Annotated in this window: 18 protein-coding genes; 9 read left to right on the forward strand and 9 right to left on the reverse strand. The window is 40.1% G+C overall.

Translation table 11 applies throughout. The features are described 5' to 3' along the window. Window positions 1-39: 39 nt before the first annotated feature. The 8 genes from G469_RS0101860 to G469_RS0101895 all read right to left on the reverse strand — a co-directional run bounded on the left by G469_RS0101860 (window position 40) and on the right by G469_RS0101895 (window position 11528). The gene (locus tag G469_RS0101860; RefSeq protein ID WP_028263594.1) at window positions 40-846 is read right to left on the reverse strand and encodes a DNA/RNA non-specific endonuclease; all 807 of its coding nucleotides are present in this window, start codon (window positions 844-846) and stop codon (window positions 40-42) included. 72 nt (window positions 847-918) lie between these two features. Beyond that, the gene (gyrA, locus tag G469_RS0101865) at window positions 919-3741 is read right to left on the reverse strand and encodes a DNA gyrase subunit A (RefSeq protein ID WP_028263595.1); all 2823 of its coding nucleotides are present in this window, start codon (window positions 3739-3741) and stop codon (window positions 919-921) included. 21 nt (window positions 3742-3762) lie between these two features. Further along, window positions 3763-5715: a DNA topoisomerase (ATP-hydrolyzing) subunit B gene (gyrB, locus tag G469_RS0101870; protein WP_028263596.1), complete on the reverse strand. Its 1953-nt coding sequence runs from the start codon at window positions 5713-5715 to the stop codon at window positions 3763-3765. Window positions 5716-5897: 182 nt separating this feature from the next. Continuing rightward, window positions 5898-6464, reverse strand: coding sequence for a hypothetical protein (locus G469_RS08055; protein ID WP_051353706.1), 567 nt, complete (start codon window positions 6462-6464; stop codon window positions 5898-5900). Further along, entirely contained in the window at window positions 6454-7542 is a 1089-nt protein-coding gene (gene recF / locus G469_RS0101880; RefSeq protein WP_028263597.1) for a DNA replication/repair protein RecF, read from the reverse strand. The genes G469_RS08055 and recF overlap by 11 nt, the downstream gene beginning before the upstream one ends. Before the next feature lie 4 nt (window positions 7543-7546). Further along, entirely contained in the window at window positions 7547-8650 is a 1104-nt protein-coding gene (gene dnaN / locus G469_RS0101885) for a DNA polymerase III subunit beta (protein ID WP_028263598.1), read from the reverse strand. A gap of 244 nt (window positions 8651-8894) precedes the next feature. Beyond that, on the reverse strand, window positions 8895-10376 hold the full coding sequence (locus G469_RS0101890) for a DnaA ATPase domain-containing protein (RefSeq protein WP_169726173.1): 1482 nt from the start codon (window positions 10374-10376) through the stop codon (window positions 8895-8897). A gap of 126 nt (window positions 10377-10502) precedes the next feature. After that, on the reverse strand, window positions 10503-11528 hold the full coding sequence (locus G469_RS0101895; protein WP_028263600.1) for an ATP-binding protein: 1026 nt from the start codon (window positions 11526-11528) through the stop codon (window positions 10503-10505). Window positions 11529-11862: 334 nt separating this feature from the next. Here G469_RS0101895 and rpmH point away from each other — a divergent pair, with 334 nt between their 5' ends. The 9 genes from rpmH to G469_RS0101940 all read left to right on the forward strand — a co-directional run bounded on the left by rpmH (window position 11863) and on the right by G469_RS0101940 (window position 16819). Next, the gene (gene rpmH, locus G469_RS0101900; RefSeq protein ID WP_002562937.1) at window positions 11863-11997 is read left to right on the forward strand and encodes a 50S ribosomal protein L34; all 135 of its coding nucleotides are present in this window, start codon (window positions 11863-11865) and stop codon (window positions 11995-11997) included. A gap of 8 nt (window positions 11998-12005) precedes the next feature. Next, entirely contained in the window at window positions 12006-12320 is a 315-nt protein-coding gene (gene rnpA, locus G469_RS0101905) for a ribonuclease P protein component (protein WP_028263601.1), read from the forward strand. A gap of 21 nt (window positions 12321-12341) precedes the next feature. Further along, complete coding sequence (yidD, locus tag G469_RS0101910; RefSeq protein ID WP_028263602.1) at window positions 12342-12563, forward strand: membrane protein insertion efficiency factor YidD; 222 nt, start codon at window positions 12342-12344, stop codon at window positions 12561-12563. A gap of 23 nt (window positions 12564-12586) precedes the next feature. After that, the gene (locus G469_RS0101915) at window positions 12587-13345 is read left to right on the forward strand and encodes a YidC/Oxa1 family membrane protein insertase (RefSeq protein ID WP_028263603.1); all 759 of its coding nucleotides are present in this window, start codon (window positions 12587-12589) and stop codon (window positions 13343-13345) included. 50 nt (window positions 13346-13395) lie between these two features. Next, entirely contained in the window at window positions 13396-13950 is a 555-nt protein-coding gene (locus tag G469_RS0101920; protein ID WP_035425300.1) for a Jag family protein, read from the forward strand. Window positions 13951-14051: 101 nt separating this feature from the next. Then, complete coding sequence (gene rsmG / locus G469_RS0101925) at window positions 14052-14780, forward strand: 16S rRNA (guanine(527)-N(7))-methyltransferase RsmG (RefSeq protein WP_028263605.1); 729 nt, start codon at window positions 14052-14054, stop codon at window positions 14778-14780. A 143-nt stretch (window positions 14781-14923) separates the two neighbouring features. Next, window positions 14924-15724, forward strand: a complete 801-nt coding sequence (locus G469_RS0101930; RefSeq protein ID WP_028263606.1) for a ParA family protein — start codon at window positions 14924-14926, stop codon at window positions 15722-15724. Further along, entirely contained in the window at window positions 15717-16571 is an 855-nt protein-coding gene (locus G469_RS0101935; RefSeq protein WP_245579105.1) for a ParB/RepB/Spo0J family partition protein, read from the forward strand. The genes G469_RS0101930 and G469_RS0101935 overlap by 8 nt, the downstream gene beginning before the upstream one ends. Next, a complete protein-coding gene (locus tag G469_RS0101940) occupies window positions 16568-16819 on the forward strand; it encodes a hypothetical protein (protein ID WP_028263608.1) in 252 nt (83 codons plus the stop codon). Before G469_RS0101935 ends, G469_RS0101940 begins: the two co-directional genes overlap by 4 nt. Before the next feature lie 95 nt (window positions 16820-16914). On the opposite strand, the gene rlmN is transcribed toward G469_RS0101940, so the two are convergent. Next, window positions 16915-17988 carry a 23S rRNA (adenine(2503)-C(2))-methyltransferase RlmN gene (gene rlmN, locus G469_RS0101945; protein WP_051353707.1) on the reverse strand — a complete coding sequence of 358 codons (1074 nt, stop codon included), beginning with the start codon at window positions 17986-17988 and terminating at the stop codon, window positions 16915-16917. Window positions 17989-18029 lie beyond the last annotated feature (41 nt).

The following is an 18029-nucleotide window of genomic DNA, read 5'->3' on the forward strand; positions in this document are numbered from 1 at the left end:
ATACCTAAACACAAAAGAGTATATTAGAGTAATTCTGTCCTATTGAGGCACTACCTTACCGTTGTAGTAATTAAGATTGTATCCTTTGGCAGCGTTATAAACTTCCACTTCTTCATCGATAAGCCCGTCGGAAGTTTTTACATCCACAATAATAGAGCGTGGAATGAGTTCGTTTCCTTCATAGATGGGTGTAGCTACAAATTGGACGGTACCAGACGGATTGGCATTCAACCAGTTACGTACTGCTGTCTCTACCATTGCCATTCCGCCTTGATCATCATTGGCACCAACGTTTTGCATACGAGTACCCGTAATAAGATTTTCTACAATCTCTTTACCACCTAAAGACTTTGCTAAAAGGTGACTACGATTCCACATACGACCTTTATAAAGCGAACCGTTATAGAGTTCTATTTGAACCTCTGGGTTTTTACGAGGCCATCCAGCAGGATTGGGCATTTGTTCACGTTCGCGTGCCATGCCTTCTTCCATCATCTGATGAGTAATGCAGGCGCGTACTTCGCGTGTACGTCCTAAACCATCAATACCAGAATATACAACTTGCCCTACGGCTACTTCCTGATCTATAAAAGCTTGCCCAATAAGACGGACATAGTTAGGACTGTCCTTCTCATTCCAGCTGGTATAGCTTTGCTGGCGCGCCCCTGTCGATACGTGTGAGTGTGTTTGCTGTGTTTGAGCAGATTGTGGATGGAAAAATGTATTAAAAAGTCCACCAAAGCCGTTTTGTGCAAAAGACGGGAATAGCGCGGAAATAATAAGAGCAACGGTAATAATACCTGTTGTTCTCCTATTTTTCTTAGACAAAAACTTTTTACGCGACATTCTATTCCCGTCAGCTCACTAATAAGGCGCGACCCGCTTTTTGTGAGCCGCGCCTTACATACTACCTAATGACTACTCTTCATCGTCTAGGTCTGGAACAATTTGCTCATCATCACCAATATCAATTGGTGCTTCATCGCTTGTGTCCTTCTCGCCTGCTGCAAGAAGATCAAAGGATATTTGATTATCATCAATCTTTTTAGCAGTTGCTTTCTTAGCAATCATACGAGCAACAGCGGTTACACGATCAGACTCAGAAACATTCATAACCTTAACGCCCTGGGTAGAGCGACCAAGCTTACTAATATCTCCCACCTTAACGCGAATAAGGATGCCTTCTTCGGACACAATTACTAGCTCGTGTTGGGGACCAACTACCTTCATGCCAGCTAATTCGCCCTTACGTGCAGTCATCTGAATGGTAAAGACACCCTGACCACCACGATTATGAACAGGATACTCAGAGATTGGTGTACGTTTGCCATAGCCCTTCTCGGTAATAACAAACAGGTCACCCTGACCATTGGAAATTTCCATTCCTAATACCTTGGCAGTATCTTTAAGTGTAATACCGCGAACACCAGAAGTATCGCGACCCATGGCGCGTGTTTGATCCTCTTCAAACACGATAGCCTTACCATCGGTAGAAACCAAAATAACCTTACAACCAGATTTAACACGGCGAACATCTATAAGCTCATCACCATTTTTGAGGTTAATGGCAATAATGCCGTCATGACGAGTGCGGTCATAAGCACTCATGGCTGTCTTCTTAATCATGCCGTTGCTTGTAGCAAACATGAGGTATTCATCCGCAGGGAAATCACGTGTGGTGATAACGGCCTTGAGGTGCTCTCCCTCTGCTAACGGCAACACATTAACAATTGCAGAGCCACGTGCGGTGCGCGAGCCAATAGGCAGCTCGTGAACCTTCAGACGATATACCTTACCCAAGTTGGTGAAGAACATTACATAATCGTGGGTAGAGGCTACAAACAAATGCTCTACAAAGTCATCCTCTTTAAGTGATAGACCTGCAACACCCTTACCACCACGTTTTTGAGAACGATAGGTTGCAACAGGAAGACGCTTTACATAACCCGTACGAGTTACCGTAACAACCATATCCTCCTCGGCGATAAGATCCTCAACGTCTAGGTCAACGGCTTCCTGTGTGGAAATCTTGGTACGACGATCATCACCATATTTGGCAACAATCTCACCCAATTCTTCCTTGATAACTCCTAAAATCTTCTCTTCATGAGCCAAAAGGTCCTCATAGTATGCAATCTGCTTATGAAGCTCTTCTATCTGGGCCGCAAGCTCATCACGAGCTAGACCCGTCAAGCGACGCAGACGCATCTGTAGGATAGCTTCACCTTGGATGTCATCAATACCAAAGCGCTCGTTCATGCGTGACTTAGCCTCAGCATCGTCATGTGAAGAACGAATAATATGAACAATTTCATCGATATTATCGACAGCAATGAGAAGACCTTCGAGAATGTGAACACGTTTACGAGCCTTATCTAAGCGATAGGTAGTACGACGTGTTACTACATCAATTTGATGCTTAATGTAATAGTGCAGCATCTCTCGTAAAGAAAGCGTGCGAGGAACGCCTTCTACAAGAGCAATATCGATAACACCAAAGTTTGCTTGCAACTGAGTACGCTTATACAGGTTATTAAGAACAACTTGTGGAACAGTTCCCTGCTTAAGGTCAAGAACAATGCGCATGCCCTTACGGTTGGACTCGTCGCGCATATCGCTAATGCCTTCAATTTTCTTCTCGTTAACCGCCTGAGCGATTTTTTCCTGAAGCAAACCCTTATTTACCTGGTAAGGAATCTCTGTAATGACAAGGCGCTGACGGCCACCCTTACCAATGTTCTCTACATGAACCTTAGAACGGATAGTAATGGAACCACGACCGGTCTCGTATGCATCACGAATACCCTCGGTTCCCATAATGATGCCGCCGGTTGGGAAGTCGGGACCAGGCAAAACCGTCATAAGCTCGTCGAGCGTAACATCAGGATTGTCAATCATGAGGTTAATAGCTGCTGCTACCTCACGTAAATTGTGAGGAGGAACATTGGTAGCCATACCAACAGCAATACCAGAAGAACCATTTACCAACAAGTTAGGAAAACGAGCAGGTAAAACTGCAGGTTCAGACAAAGACTCATCGTAGTTTGGTTGCGAATCCACGGTATTCTCGTTAAGGCCTGCAAGAAGCTCCATGGCACCGCGCGTTAAACGCGACTCTGTATAGCGCATTGCTGCTGCAGGATCACCATCGATGGAACCAAAGTTACCATGACCATCTACCAGCGGGAATCTCATGGAAAAGTCTTGCGCCATACGCACCATAGACTCATAGATTGCAGAGTCACCATGTGGATGGTACTTACCCATTACTTCACCAACAGTCCATGCAGACTTCTTGTGAGGTTTATTTGGCGTAATGCCAGCTTCATTCATCGCATACAAAATGCGACGATGAACAGGCTTAAGTCCATCTCGAACATCAGGAAGTGCACGAGCCACAATAACAGACATAGAGTACTCGAGGAATGACTGCTTCATTTCCTCGCCCATATCGGTTGGCTTAATAGCTCCACCGTGAATATCCGCCAAAGAAATACGTGTACCGGCCTCATCAGAGATTGTACGAGAAAGACCAGCACCACCGCCAATTCCTCCTTGCTCTGCAAGGGCATCTGCGTCTACCAAATCCTCATCATCTGAGTCTTCAGTAAGCTCATCAATCTCGTCTGTTTCGGTTTCGTATTCGTTTTCTTCCTCGTCAACAAAGTCGTTTTCCAACTCGTTAGTAATATCGACATCATCGTCGAGGAAATCGTCGTGATTGTTTGTATCGTCTGCCACGATATACCTTTCTTAGATGTCTTAAATGTCTAGGAAGCGCACGTCGCGCGCGTGAGTTTGAATAAAGTCCTTGCGCTTCTCCACCTGAGTACCCATAAGATCCGAAACGGCACGATCTGCCGCCATTGCATCATCAATGGTTACGCGCAACAAGATGCGATTCTTGGGTTCCATAGTAGTACTCCAAAGCTGTTCAGGATCCATCTCGCCCAAGCCTTTATAGCGCTGAACAGTATATTTGGAAGAATCTTCAAACTGGCGAGCTTCAATAGCAAGTTCTTCATCCGTATAAATATATTTACCGTTTTTGCGACCCTTAGGCTTAATTTGGTACAGAGGTGGCTGAGCAACATACACATAGCCAGCATCAATCATTGGCTTCATATAGCGATAGAAGAATGTCAAAAGTAGAATGCGAATGTGTGCACCATCAACATCAGCATCGGTCATGATTACAATTTTGTGATAACGGGCTTTTTCGATATTAAACTCTTCGCCAACACCCGTACCAATAGCAGTGATAAGGGATTTAATGGTGTCAGAATCCAATGCACGATGTGCCTGTACACGTTCAACATTAAGAATCTTTCCGCGTAGAGGCAATACTGCCTGGATGGAACGATCACGTGCCATCTTTGCAGAACCACCTGCAGAATCACCCTCAACGATGAATAGCTCTGTCATTGCAGCATCTTTAACTGAACAATCCGCTAATTTACCAGGCATTGAAGAGCCTAATAAAGGTGTTTTACGGGTAGCTTGACGAGCTTTTTGCGCTGCTAAACGACCTTTTGCTGCTTGAGCAGCTTTTTTACAAATTTCCTTTGCTTGATTGGGATGCTCTTCCAGATAATCTGCCAAACCATTAGAAACAACGCGATTGGTAAGTGTACGCATATAAGAACTACCAAGTTTAGCTTTGGTCTGGCCTTCAAACTGAGGATCAGGTAGTTTAACAGAAATAACGGCGGTCATACCCTCGCGAATATCATCACCTTGAAGCTCAGGATCCTTAGCTTTAAGAATGCTATTTTTCTTGGCATAGTCATTAATAACTTTAGTAAGAGCATTACGGAAGCCAGTAAGGTGCATTCCGCCTTCCTCTGTAAAAATATCATTTGCAAAGGACAGAGTTCTCTCCGAGAAACCCTTGTTCCACTGCAAGGCAACCTCTACTTCACCCATTTGAGATGCAGGTGCATCCGGATCAGATTTACCTTCAATATAGATAGGCTTAGAAAGACCTTGCAAAATTTCTTTACCTTCGTTGAGGAATTTGACAAAGTCTACAATGCCACCAGCATAACAATACTCAACAGTACGAGGAACAAGCTCGCGTTCGTCTATTAGAGTAATTTTAAGATTACGATTAAGGAATGCTGTTTCTTGTAGACGATCATTAAGGGTGTCAAAATTATAGGTAGTTGTCTCAAAGATTTCCTCGTCAGGCCAAAACGTTACAGTTGTGCCTGTAGCTTTGGTTTTACCAACTTTAGTCATCTTTTGAGTAGTTTTTCCACGTGCAAATTCCATCTCGTAGATAAAACCATCACGCTTTACTTGAGCAACTAGACGTTTAGATAGCGCATTTACAACAGAAATACCTACACCGTGTAAACCACCAGATACTTTATATGCAGTGTTATCAAACTTACCACCTGCATGCAAAATAGTAAGAACAACCTCAAGTGTAGGAATCTTCTTTTTAGGGTGTAAAGCTACAGGAATACCACGTCCGTTATCCTCTACCGTAATAGAATTGTCAGGATGCACGGTAACTTTAATCTTATTGCAGAAACCTGCCATAGCCTCGTCTACCGAGTTATCTACAATTTCCCACACTAAGTGATGAAGTCCCGATGCAGCTGTAGTACCTATGTACATACCAGGACGTTTGCGAACCGCCTCAAGACCTTCGAGAATTTGAATCTCTCCGGCATCATAGGAGTTCTCTTTCTTCGTTTTAGCTGCCACTGTCCGTCCCTTCTACAAAGACGAAATTTGTCCGAACGCCCAAGCGAACGGACAAACAAATATTAAACCGGCTTTAGATTTTACTATTTTTGCAGTATTTTGCCTATACCTATGTAAAAATGCGTATTTTAAACACTTGATAATGGCTCTGTAACGCACACAGACGCTTTCTGACGGTAGTTTTACTCAGTAAATGAATCCTTACTCGTTTGACGTCTCATTGAAGAAATTATCGCGTTGTAGACTTTTGTTTTAAGTGGTTCAGAAAGATTTTTTGTCATTTGTTCCGCTTGATTTTTTTGCTGGATCGTTGCTGGTTGTAAAGATGGTTTATCAGAAACGCTTGTTTTTATGTCTACACCGTCTGTTTTTAAAGAGTGCTTAGGGTACTTTGATAACCTAAATTGAATATCGGAAACCTCAAAGCCAATATGTGTCAAACGAATTAAATAAATTTCTTTATTGGTAGTAAAGTCCTGTAAAATACCGCTTTTATCTAGGTAAACATACAATACAGGAGCACATTTTTGAGTAGACATATCTTTTAAAAACACACCACAGGTATGCGCTTGTTCAAATTTTCCATTTGCGCTAAACCATGCACGGTACGCCTTCTGATTGTCAGATAAACCTGAAGATAGTTCTGAATTAAATAAACCTGTTACAATCTCCGCAGCGGTAGAAATATGGTTTTGAACAGGCATTATTGTATCTAGGTGAGATTTTGTATCACGATGTTTATACGCCATAGTTAATCACCTTGGCTTGCTCTAACAAGTCTGCAGAGAAATACGATGCATTTGTAGTAGTAATTACTGTCTGAATACCTTGCGAAATAAACGACAACATTGCTTCACGTCGATTTTCATCCAACTCGCTCATTACATCATCTAACAATAACAAGGGTTTTTCGCCAATTAACTGTTGTGCAAGCTGCACTTCTGCCATCTTCCATGCCAAAATAATGGAGCGCTGTTGACCTTGAGATCCATAAGTACGAGCGTCTACTCCATTAATAGTAAAAGAAAGATCATCACGATGAGGACCTAATAATGTTTGCTGTCGACGAATATCGTCGGAATGATTATGTTGAAGTTTCTCGTAAAACATCTCTTGTAGCTGATCGCGTGATAGTTGTGCAGCGTTATCAGAAATAGTACTTTGATATATACACTTTAGTATTTCTCCACCAGAAATAGTTGTATAAGCCTGCTGTATAAGCGGAACTAACTGCTTAAATAGATTAATCCGGTGAATTAATAAAGTGGCTCCACCTAATGCAATAGATTCATCCCATGCATTAAGCAAGCTTGTATCTATAAAAGTGTTTTTAAGTAAGGCGTTACGCTGCTCAATTGCACGGGTATAGGTACGAACAACATTGTCATAACCCTTATGTGCTTGAGAACCAAAATAATCTAGTGCTCCACGACGATGACTCGCTGAACTCTTAATAATGCTTAAATCATCAGGACAAAACAACACAGACATAAGGGTGCCTAATAAATCTTGTGCACGACAAGCTTTTCCATTGCGTTTGAACGTTTTTTTTACCGTGGTTATATTACATTCAACATCAACTACACGACCATCACCTTCAAGTCGCATAGAAGCGCGCCCTTGCTCTTTTTTATGAAATAACAATTCTGTAGCACGTGCATGTCTAAAGGAAGTTCCTGTTGTAAGTAATTGAAGCGCTTCTATCGTATTTGTTTTTCCTGCAGCATTAGGACCAATAAGAATAGTAGTACCTTCACCCAGAACAAGATTCTTATTCTGGGCGTTCCTAAAATTTATAAGAGAAAGTTTTTGGACTAATAGCGACACAAAACTACATCCTTACAGGCATGAGTAAGTACAAGTAATTAATCTTGCCCCAGGTTTTAAATACAGCAGGACGCATGGAATCCTGCAATTCAAGAGTAAGTTCTGTATCAGAACCAGCTGCAGAAACACAATCCTCTACATAACGATAATTAAGAGCAATAGCTATGGAATTACCTTCTACTTCTATTGGTAATGTTTCTGATGCTTCTCCCATATCAGGGGAGGTAGTGGAAAGCTTAATACTTGCATCATCCACATTAACGTTCATAAGAACTTTAGGATTATTACTACTAATGGTACTTACACGACGTAAGGCACCAGAAAGATCAGATGCCGTAAGTTTCATGGTTGTCTCACTAGAAGCTGGAAGAAGTTGTTTATAGTTGGGGAAGTTACCTTCAATACGACGAGATACATAAGTAGTATCACCAAATACAAATACTACCTGACTATCTGTACTACCAATTAGAATAGTTTCACTCTCTGAAGGAATAGTAAGAACATCATGAAAGACAGTACCAGGGATAATCATTTCAAAGTCATCATTTAAAGTAGATGTTTCCACATTGGTATCACATACAGCTAAACGGAAAGAGTCAGTAGCAACTAAACGTATAACGTTATTCTCAACCGTCATAAGAACGCCAGATAACACTGGACGAGAATTATCTTTTGAAGTAACGCGATATACCTTATCCACCATAGTAGATAAAAGTGATGCAGGGAGCTCAACTGAACGCTCAAGAACAAACTCAGGAAATTCAGGGAAATCTACTGGATTAAGTACAATCAAATTAAATTTAGAAGAACCACAGGTAATCATACAAGAAGAGTTAGTTGCGTTGAAACTTACTGTGTTCCCACCCAAATTTTTAACGATGTTAAGCAGCGTTTTGCCCGACAAAACAGTCTGTCCTGGTTCATCTACCTGAGCAGGTATCTTGCAACGAATAGAGATAGTAAGATCAGTAGACTGCAATTCAAGCATACCGTCTGATGCTGACATATGAATACCTGTAAGAATAGGTAGGGTGGCATTAGAACTCATACCTTTACTTACAATAGAAAGAGCTTTTGCTAAAGAAATTTGACTTACTGAGAAAATCATGGATGTGCCCTTCTATTTATATATGTACTTAATAACAATAAAGAACTTAGTAATAATAAGGCTTGTAGAAACGTTTAAATCTTGACTTTTCTGCAGGTTATTACCTAAAAATTTAGATAATAATTATCAAAAATCTTTCTACACTCCTTACAATTCTTCAACTGTAGAAAACTCATCTTACAAAAACCAAACACTTACTAACGCAACTTTAAAGACTTTTAAGAGCCTTTTAAACATCACTATCTTAGCCGTTTAAAATAATGTCTTTTATTTGCATTACTTTGTCATAGAGTACGCGTGATTCTTTAATAGACTTTTCTGCCTCACGAATACTGTAGTAAATAGTTGGATGTACTCGACCACCAATATGTTTACCAATTTGTGCAAGCGTATTATCTGTCATTTCTCGTGCTAAATAACATGCAACCTGGCGAGGTAGCATAATTTCCTTTTTGCGTGTTTGCCCAACAATATCGGAGTGTGAAACGTGATAAACGTCCTCTACAACCTTTAAAATCTGATCAATGGTTACAACGCGTTGGGAAGCTCCAAATTTTTGTGTTGCGAGCTTGATAATATCGTCTCGTTCAAGTTTTTTACCTGCTCGCTCACATTTAGTAGCTTCAAGTAAACAGCTTTGACAAAAACTTTCGATAACACGGATATTAGTACCCGCATGGTCTGCCATAAGATGTAAATTTTCTTCCGAAATAGTTCCTTCAAAACCCATAAGTTTCTCGCGTTGTGCGTCTTCTTTAGCACGCTTATAGAAGTTCATAATAAGAGCTAGTTTAAGATCATAATCTGGTGTTCGAATAGGACATGCAAACCCAGAATCCAAACGAGAAATAATGCGTTCATCAAAGTCCTGATTACCAAGGCCAAGTTCTGCGGGTGATTTATCCGCAGCAAGAACAATCTGTTTTCCGTGATCCACCAGATAATTAAAAAGGTCAAAGAAAAATCCTACACTGCCAGGACCTTTTAAAAATTGAATATCGTCAATAATGAGAATATCTATATCGCGATAATTTTTACGAAATGCCTCTTTGATTTCCGCAGATGTATCGCTCATGGCTGTTACATAATCACTAATAAAGTCATGACTTCCGCGATATATACATAATTTATCAATCTTGTTTTGAATAATGTAATTTTGAATTGCTTTAAGTAGATGTGTTTTACCTAATCCACTGCGGCCATATATAAAAAGAGGATTGTATTTTTTTGCACCATCTGCAACCTGTTTAGCAGCTTGTAGTGCCAGCATATTTTCTTCACCTTCGACAAAGCGTTCAAAGGTAAGTTTGGAATCATTTTCTGTTATCTCTGCAATTAATGGATTTAACGCGCGGCGTTGTTCAATAGTTGGTGTTTGTTGGGTTACAACAGGAATTATTGTTTGTGGAGTAACACTATTTATTGGTGTAGAAGTAGGGTTTTGGTTATTAATTGATTGTAGTTCTGTTTGAGAAATAACAGAAGAAGTTTCAATCACAGGTTTTACTGTGAGATTAACCTCTACTTTAAAAGCAATAGGTTCTAAAGCTGCTTGTTCCAAGCACTTTTCGATAATTGGTGTCATTTTTTCAATTTGTAGCTTCATAAAACGAGAGGGTGCTAGGACGGACATAGAGTCGCCTGTAAAGGAGTTTGGAATACATTTTTCCAGCATAGCGCACTTAGATGCACCAAGATTTTCCATTCCTGCTGCTAGATCTAACACATCACTCCACAGAGCTTGTGCATTGGAATCTATAATGTTTCCCATTGCCTCACCAAACGTCATTTGTAAGATTGTAGAAAACTCATTATATGAGACTACATGGAAAATGTCGAAAAATCATCTATATTATTTTGTAAGTGATTGTAAATATGCTTTGCCTGCGGCTGTTAGCTGGCGCTTTTGTCCTGTCTTATGCGTGAGGCCGCTATTATCCAGTAGTTTTAGTTCGCGTGACCAGGTTGGTTGCGAGCCACCAAACAACCCTACCAGTTCTTTACCACCAATTTCTGTATATGTTGAGAATAACGATAAAATTTGACGTCCACGATTGGTGATATGTATGTCTGTAGTTGGTGTTGTAGTAGGAGTGGTAGCCAATGTTGGTGCAACGCTTACTGATTGTGGTGGTATAGAAACAGGAATAGGTTGATATTGAGGTATCAGTGCAGTTTGGTTGTATTGGCCATACGTTGCAGGATAAGGCACAGGAGCAATAACTTGTTGAGCTTGAAATGCTGGAATTTGTTGTGGTGTAGCAACTTCATTAGTGTATTCTGCGGGTTTCTCGATATCCTGGTAAAGATGCTGCGTGTCGCGCGGTGTGATAGGAAGAGAATTTTCCTCTGCAGGATGAGTAGAAATAGTAACTATAGTGCCAGAAGAAATATTATCCTGGATAGATAATGAACCGCCCTTATCAATCATATATTGTTGAGCAATAGGTAAACCAGATCCTACGCCACGAATATATTGCTTCATGGAGTCTGTTGCAGACGTAGTACCAAACTCAAGGGCTTTTTCTTTTTCTTTAATACCAGGACCTTGATCACAAAATCGGATTGTATTTCCATGGTCAAGGATAGTAATGGTGGGTTCAATGAACTCGGCATGAATATAGTTTTCTACAATTTCACGAATAATAGTGAACGGAATTGTCCCTCCTTGCTCATGAGAGAGTTTTGTAACTGTTTCTGTAAGAGATGAAAGAAAATCACGAACATTTGTTGGTTCCAATACCACAACACGAGGAGTAACAGCGGGATCATCATATACAGCAATACGCGCGGGATAGGATACTTCACTATCTCCTGTAAACGAATTATGAGGTTTTTTGGCTTCTTCCTCTACAAATGGAAAGAAATCCCGTGTCATCCATGACTCCTTTATCAACAAACTTTCTTCAAGTGTTGAAAGTTTCATACATTAACTTTCACATTGAAGAAAAGTTTTCAACATCTGATAAAAACTTGTCGATAACTGCGTGAAAGTAGATGAAATCTCATGAAAGATAATAGCAGTTAAATTCTAAGTATTCATTAATTACTACGTTTTCTTTTGCTATTAATGAAATTTCATGACAGATTATGGATGGAGATTTACATAAATCATGAAATTAGGGCAAACATTGACAGAAAGCAGTGGTATTCCCTACAATTCTAAAGCTTGACAGAAATACTCATTAACCTGTAATCCAGGAGGAATAAAAATGAAGCGTACTTATCAGCCAAATAAGCGCCGTCGTGCTAAGACTCATGGCTTCCGTGCTCGTATGGCCACTAAGGCAGGTCGTGATGTTTTGTCTCGTCGCCGTGCTAAGGGTCGTAAGCGCCTCACTGTCTAAGGCATCTTATGGAGACCATCAAATCCAAACAGGAATTTGAGCGGGTCTTCGCCAACGGTAATCGTGCATCACATCCACTCGTACGCATTACATTTGTTAAAGAAGATCAAAGCGCTCCAACAAAAATTGCATTCGTAGCTGCTAAGCGACTAGGTAATGCAGTTTTTCGTAATCGTTGTAAGCGCGTTCTCCGGGAGGCCGCCCGCAGGAGTGTTATTCCTCAGGACGGTCTCTCTGTGATTTTCTTTGCAACACATAAAACTGCTACTGCAGCCCCGAGTGAACTTGATGTTGCACTTAAACGCCTTTATAAGAAGTTTTAAGAGGCTAGGGAGTATAAAACTATGACGAGTAAAATGGCACAAGGAGCCATTGCTATCGTCAAGTTTTATCAAAAGTGGATTTCACCAGCTCTGCCGGATTCTTGTATTTACTCCCCCACCTGTTCACAATATGCAGTAGAGGCACTACAAAAGTATGGCTTCTGTAAAGGTTCATGGTTAGCGCTTAAAAGGATTGCTCGTTGTCATCCACTCCATAAGGGCGGACATGATCCTGTTCCTTAGTAATCTACACGTGCGGAGGAAACATGTGGGATTGGTTTATTAATTTTTTGTACCAGATACTTGCCTTTCTTGCAGGGCTTGTAGGTGATTGGGGTCTTGCAATTATTGTCTTGACCTTTACTATCCGCCTAATTCTTACCCCTCTTACTTTGCGTTCTACGAAGTCTTCTGCTCGTATGCAGGCGCTTCAACCAAAAATTAAGGAGCTTCAGGAACGCTATGCAGATAATCCTCAGCGCATGAATGAGGAAATGCAAAAGTTTTATTCTGAGAACAAGTTCAATCCAGTAGGCGGTTGCTTACCTTTATTGCTGCAAATGCCAGTATTCTTTGCTCTTTTTTCTGTTTTACAAGGTAAGCTTCCTGCAGAGGCTCACTTTTATGGCATTTTAGATTCCTTATCTCAGTCTGTTTCTGGTGCACTTGCACTCAATGGTATTGCAGGTGCATGGGTATTTATTCTTTTGGATGTAGCATTTGGTCTTCTAACCTTTGTTCCTATGTACTTAAATTCTGCTAATTCTTCTGAGGAACAACGTTCTCAAACGCTAATCATGGGTGTTGTAATGGCGGCTATGATGATGTGGTTTGGTTGGTCAGTACCTGTTGGTGTTCTTCTGTATTACGATACATCTGCTGCTTGGGGTGTTGTTCAGCAACTTTTTATTACTAACAAGGTAATGGAAAGTGTTCGCCAGAAGGAAGCAGAGCGTACAGCAAATCAAGTAATTGTTGATGTTGTTCGTAAAGAAAAGAAAGCACGTCCCCATAAGAAAAACTAGTTACTTTCTTATTTCAGGTTTAATTAAGAAAGTAATTGAAGGAGAAACATATGGCTGATGAACTCAGCAATGATGTAGCAGAAACAAGCCTTGACGGTCTTTTGGCAACACACGAGTCCGGCGAGAAATTCTCTGATGCTCAGCTTGATACTATTGCCGATCTTGCAATCAGTTGTGTCCGCGAGCTTCTCTCTTTCTTTGGTGAGAATAGCTGTGACATTGACGAATATGAAGGTGATGAAGGTGAACTCATTCTTGATGTGAATGGTGGCAACCTTGCTGTTCTTATTGGTCGACACGGACGTGTTTTAGATTCTTTCCAAATGCTTGTTTCCTCATTAGTTAATAGAAAGCTTGGTTTTCACTTCCCCGTTATTGTTGATATTGAGGGATATAAAAATCGACGTAAGAAAAAGATTGAAAGTATTGCTCTTTCTGCTGCTGCTCGTGCGAAGTCTAATGGTCGTGTACGCTTAAAGCCCATGAATGCTTATGAGCGTCGCTTAGTACACCTTGCTTTAATTAATGATAATGAAATTATTACTCACTCTGAAGGAGAAGACCCTGAGCGCTATGTTGTTATTACAGCAGTGCATTCTGAGTAATATTTCTTGCTAGTACAAGATATTATAAAGAGGATAGGCTTCCCTATCCTCTTTTTATTTGTCAAAAATCTTCGATACATGAACTTTTGTCAGGAGAGAAAATGTTTATAGATAATAACTCTGCTCATAAACAACTAGAAACTGAGGCTAGTATTTTCAATATTTCTCTCTCCTCTACTCAAAAAGATTTACTTTTACAACATTTAGACCTTCTTATAGAAAAAAATAAAGTACTAAATTTAACTCGTATTACAGATGTAGAGAGTGCAATACGCTTACATATCATTGATTCATTACTGGTATATAAAGTTGCATCTTTTGATAATTTTTTTCATTTTCTTGATATTGGTACAGGAGGAGGTTTTCCAGGTATACCACTAGCTATTATGTCTAATGTAGAGGGAATTCTGCTAGATTCCGTAGCCAAGAAAGTTATTGCTGTATCTGAATTTCTTAATGTACTTGGATTATCTAATCGTATTCAGGTTTCCTCTGATAGAGTCGAAGAGTATGCTGTATCTCATATAAAAGAGTTCGACTTAGTTTCTGCACGTGCCGTTGCTCCCCTTGCTTCGCTTGTTGAGTATGCTTCTCCCCTATTATCAATAAACGGGAAATTTATTGCAGCAAAAGCTCAAATTACTAACGAAGAGCTTACCTCTGGTATAAAAGCCGCAAAACTATGTGGACTTAAATATGTTTCACGTGAAACATATGAACTTCCATCTAATAGTGGTCATAGAGAGCTTGTTGTGTTCAAAAAAATGAAAGAACCATTAGTAAAATTACCCAGAGCTAATGGTATGGCAAAAAATAAACCGCTTGCCTAACAGTAAATATTTGTTTGATTTATGTTTATGGATATGAGTTAAACATGTATCTAAGCATATAGCGACAAAATCCTAATGTTTCACGTGAAACATTAGGTATAGGCTGCTATTCTCTTACATATATACAAAAATAGGGAGCTAAAATGGACTACAGAGATATTAGTAAGTATAAAGAAGAAGGCGAACCAAAAGTTATCTCGATTATTAACCAAAAAGGTGGAGTTGGTAAATCAACAACTGCAGTTAATTTATCATCTGCTTTAGGCGAATTAAAGCGAAAAGTCCTTGTTATTGACCTTGACCCACAGGGTAATACAACAAGTGGTTATGGAATCGACAAAGAAGAACTTGAAACTGATATTTACGATGTTCTTTTAAACGGGAATGATGTAACAGATAACATTATTCAAACAATTGAACCTAATGTTTTTGTGCTTCCTGCAACAATTCAGCTTGCAGGAGCAGAGATTGATTTAGTTAATATCGAAAAACGTGAGTATGTTTTAAAAAAAATAATCAATTCAATTAAAGATGAATTTGATTATGTGTTTATTGATTGTCCCCCATCATTGGGATTACTGACAATTAATGCATTTGTAGCAGCAGATAGTCTTATAATTCCTATTCAGTGCGAATACTATGCTCTCGAAGGGCTGTCAAAACTACTTGAATCAATGGAGATGGTTCAAAACACACTTAATCCTGATTTAGAGGTATTTGGTGTATTAATGACTATGTATGATAGTCGTACAACTTTATCAAATCAGGTAGTAGAAGAAGTCCGTAAATACTTCAAAAACAAGGTTTTTAAGACGGTAATCCCACGTAGTGTAAAAATTGCAGAAGCACCAAGCCATGGATTACCTATAAATAAATATTCACGACTAAATAAGGGATGTTTGGCATACTCAAGGCTTGCAAAGGAAGTGACACGACGTGGCTAAGTCAGGACTAGGAAAGGGATTGGGTTCCCTTATTAGTGAAGCAAATCACGAAGTTAGTGCTATTAAAGCGGATTCAAAGCTTCCATTAAGTTCAATAACTCCAAATCCTAATCAACCGAGAAAAGTATTTGAACCAGATGCACTAGCTGAGCTTGCAAGTTCGATTGAACAAAATGGAATACTTCAGCCAATTCTTGTTCGTAAAAAGGGTGTCAAATATGAGATTGTTGCTGGTGAACGAAGATATCAAGCAGCAAAGCTCGCAAAACTTAAAGACGTTCCTGTAATTATTAGAGATGTATCTGATGATGAAATTTTACAACTTGCACTTATTGAGAATCTTCAACGCTCAAATTTAAATCCCATTGAAGAAGCTCAAGGATATAAGCAACTGATTAAGAAAAATAAAATGACTCAAGAAGAGCTTGCTAAGGTTCTTTCTAAATCGCGTTCTGCCATTACAAATACATTGCGCCTTCTGGATCTCCCTGATAATGTACAAGCATACATGCTTGATGGAAGACTAAGCGCTGGTCATGCGCGCGCAATCCTTGCAGTGCCAACAGAAGAAGGCAGGGAAAAGTTAGCTCAAAAGGTAGTTGACGACCATTTATCGGTAAGACAGACAGAATCTCTTGCTCCGTTGTTTTCTGGCGAGAGAAGCGAGACAAAACCTCGTCAAGTCGCTCCGCAGTCGTTTAAACGAGCTGCGCGTCAGTTACGAATTGCTCTTGATACAAATGTTAGAGTGAAACAAGTTCGCGGTAAGAATAAAATTGAGATTGAATTTAAGGATGAAGAGGATCTTGCAAGAATCCTAAAAACCTTTAAGAGTGAAATGCAATGAAGCCAGTTGGTGGAATAGTAAAAGTAATGATTGCCACTGCGGTGGTGGCTGCTTCCACATACTTCTTTGTTTTAACAAAAAAGGATAGGGAAGAGGTAAACGAAGCTGTTTATACATCTATTTCAGCGCTTGCTAACACTAGAGAAAAAATTGCTCATGCTATTAAGAGAGAAAATGAAGAGATAGACCAATCACTCGAAGCTCTTCAGGATTCCGTAAGACAACAATGGCTTAAGATAAACACATAAACTTCCTTAGTACGATAACAAAAGACCTATACAGAACATATGTTCTGTATAGGTCTTTTGCATAAAAGTCTGTAATAAAACCTGTATAGGGAGCTTTAACTGAGTATCTGCTGCTTAAGTTGACCGCAGGCAGCCGCAATATCATTACCTCGAGAGTTACGGATAGTGCATTCAACACCAATTTGAGCAAGTTTATGAACAAACAACTGCGCCCGTGCATCCGTGGAAGGCTTAAAGGGAGAGCCAGGGACCTCATTGAGCATAATTAAATTAACATGCGCCATGGTATCACTGGCAAAATCACAAAGTGCTGCAAGTTCATCATCCGTATCGTTAACCCCACCAATAAGAGCATATTCATAAGAAGGCCTGCGACCAGTTTTTTCAACATATTCTTGCATAGCATCCCAAAGACGAAGAAGGGAGAATCTTTTAACGCCTGGCATAATTGTGTCACGAGTCTTTTGTACAGCAGAATGGAGAGAAACTGCCAGTGTAAACTGCTCTGGCTCGTTAGCAAATTTATGAATCATTGGAATAATACCGCAGGTAGATACTGTAAGATGGCGTGCTCCAATACCAAGACCTTCTGGAGAATTAAGAAGACGAAGTGCTTTTAGAGTTTCACTGTAGTTAGCAAAAGGCTCACCTTGACCCATCAATACCACACTTGTTACACGGGTACCAAAATCCTTGGCTACATGAGCTACCTGATCATAAATTTCGGCGGCAGTAAGAGAACGCGTAAGACCCGCGGTGCCTGTGGCACAAAAAGCACAGCCCATACCGCAGCCGGCTTGTGTAGAAGCACATACAGAAAGTTTGTTTTTTGTTGGCATGCCAACACACTCAACAGCTGCTCCGTCGATAAATTTTAAAAGATATTTGCGGCTACCGTCTTTAGATACTTGACGTGCCACTTCTTCCGCAGTACCAATTACAAACTTCTCGGTAAGCTGCTCACGTAAAGCAGCAGGTAGATTACTCATTTCATCAAATGATGTGGCATGTTTAACCCAAAGCCAGTCAGAGATTTGCTTAGCTCGAAACTTTGGTTGACCCATGTTAAGTAAAGCTCGCGTAAGTTCATCGGGCGATAATGAGCGTATGGAAGTATGTACGGGGGAGGTATCGGTGGAGGACAAAAGCTCTGTGTCTTCTGTATTCATATTTAAACCTTATCTATGAGTTACGTATACAGCCCAGAGTG

It is taken from the genome of Atopobium fossor DSM 15642 (genome assembly GCF_000483125.1).
In the GTDB taxonomy this organism is placed as follows: domain Bacteria; phylum Actinomycetota; class Coriobacteriia; order Coriobacteriales; family Atopobiaceae; genus Atopobium; species Atopobium fossor.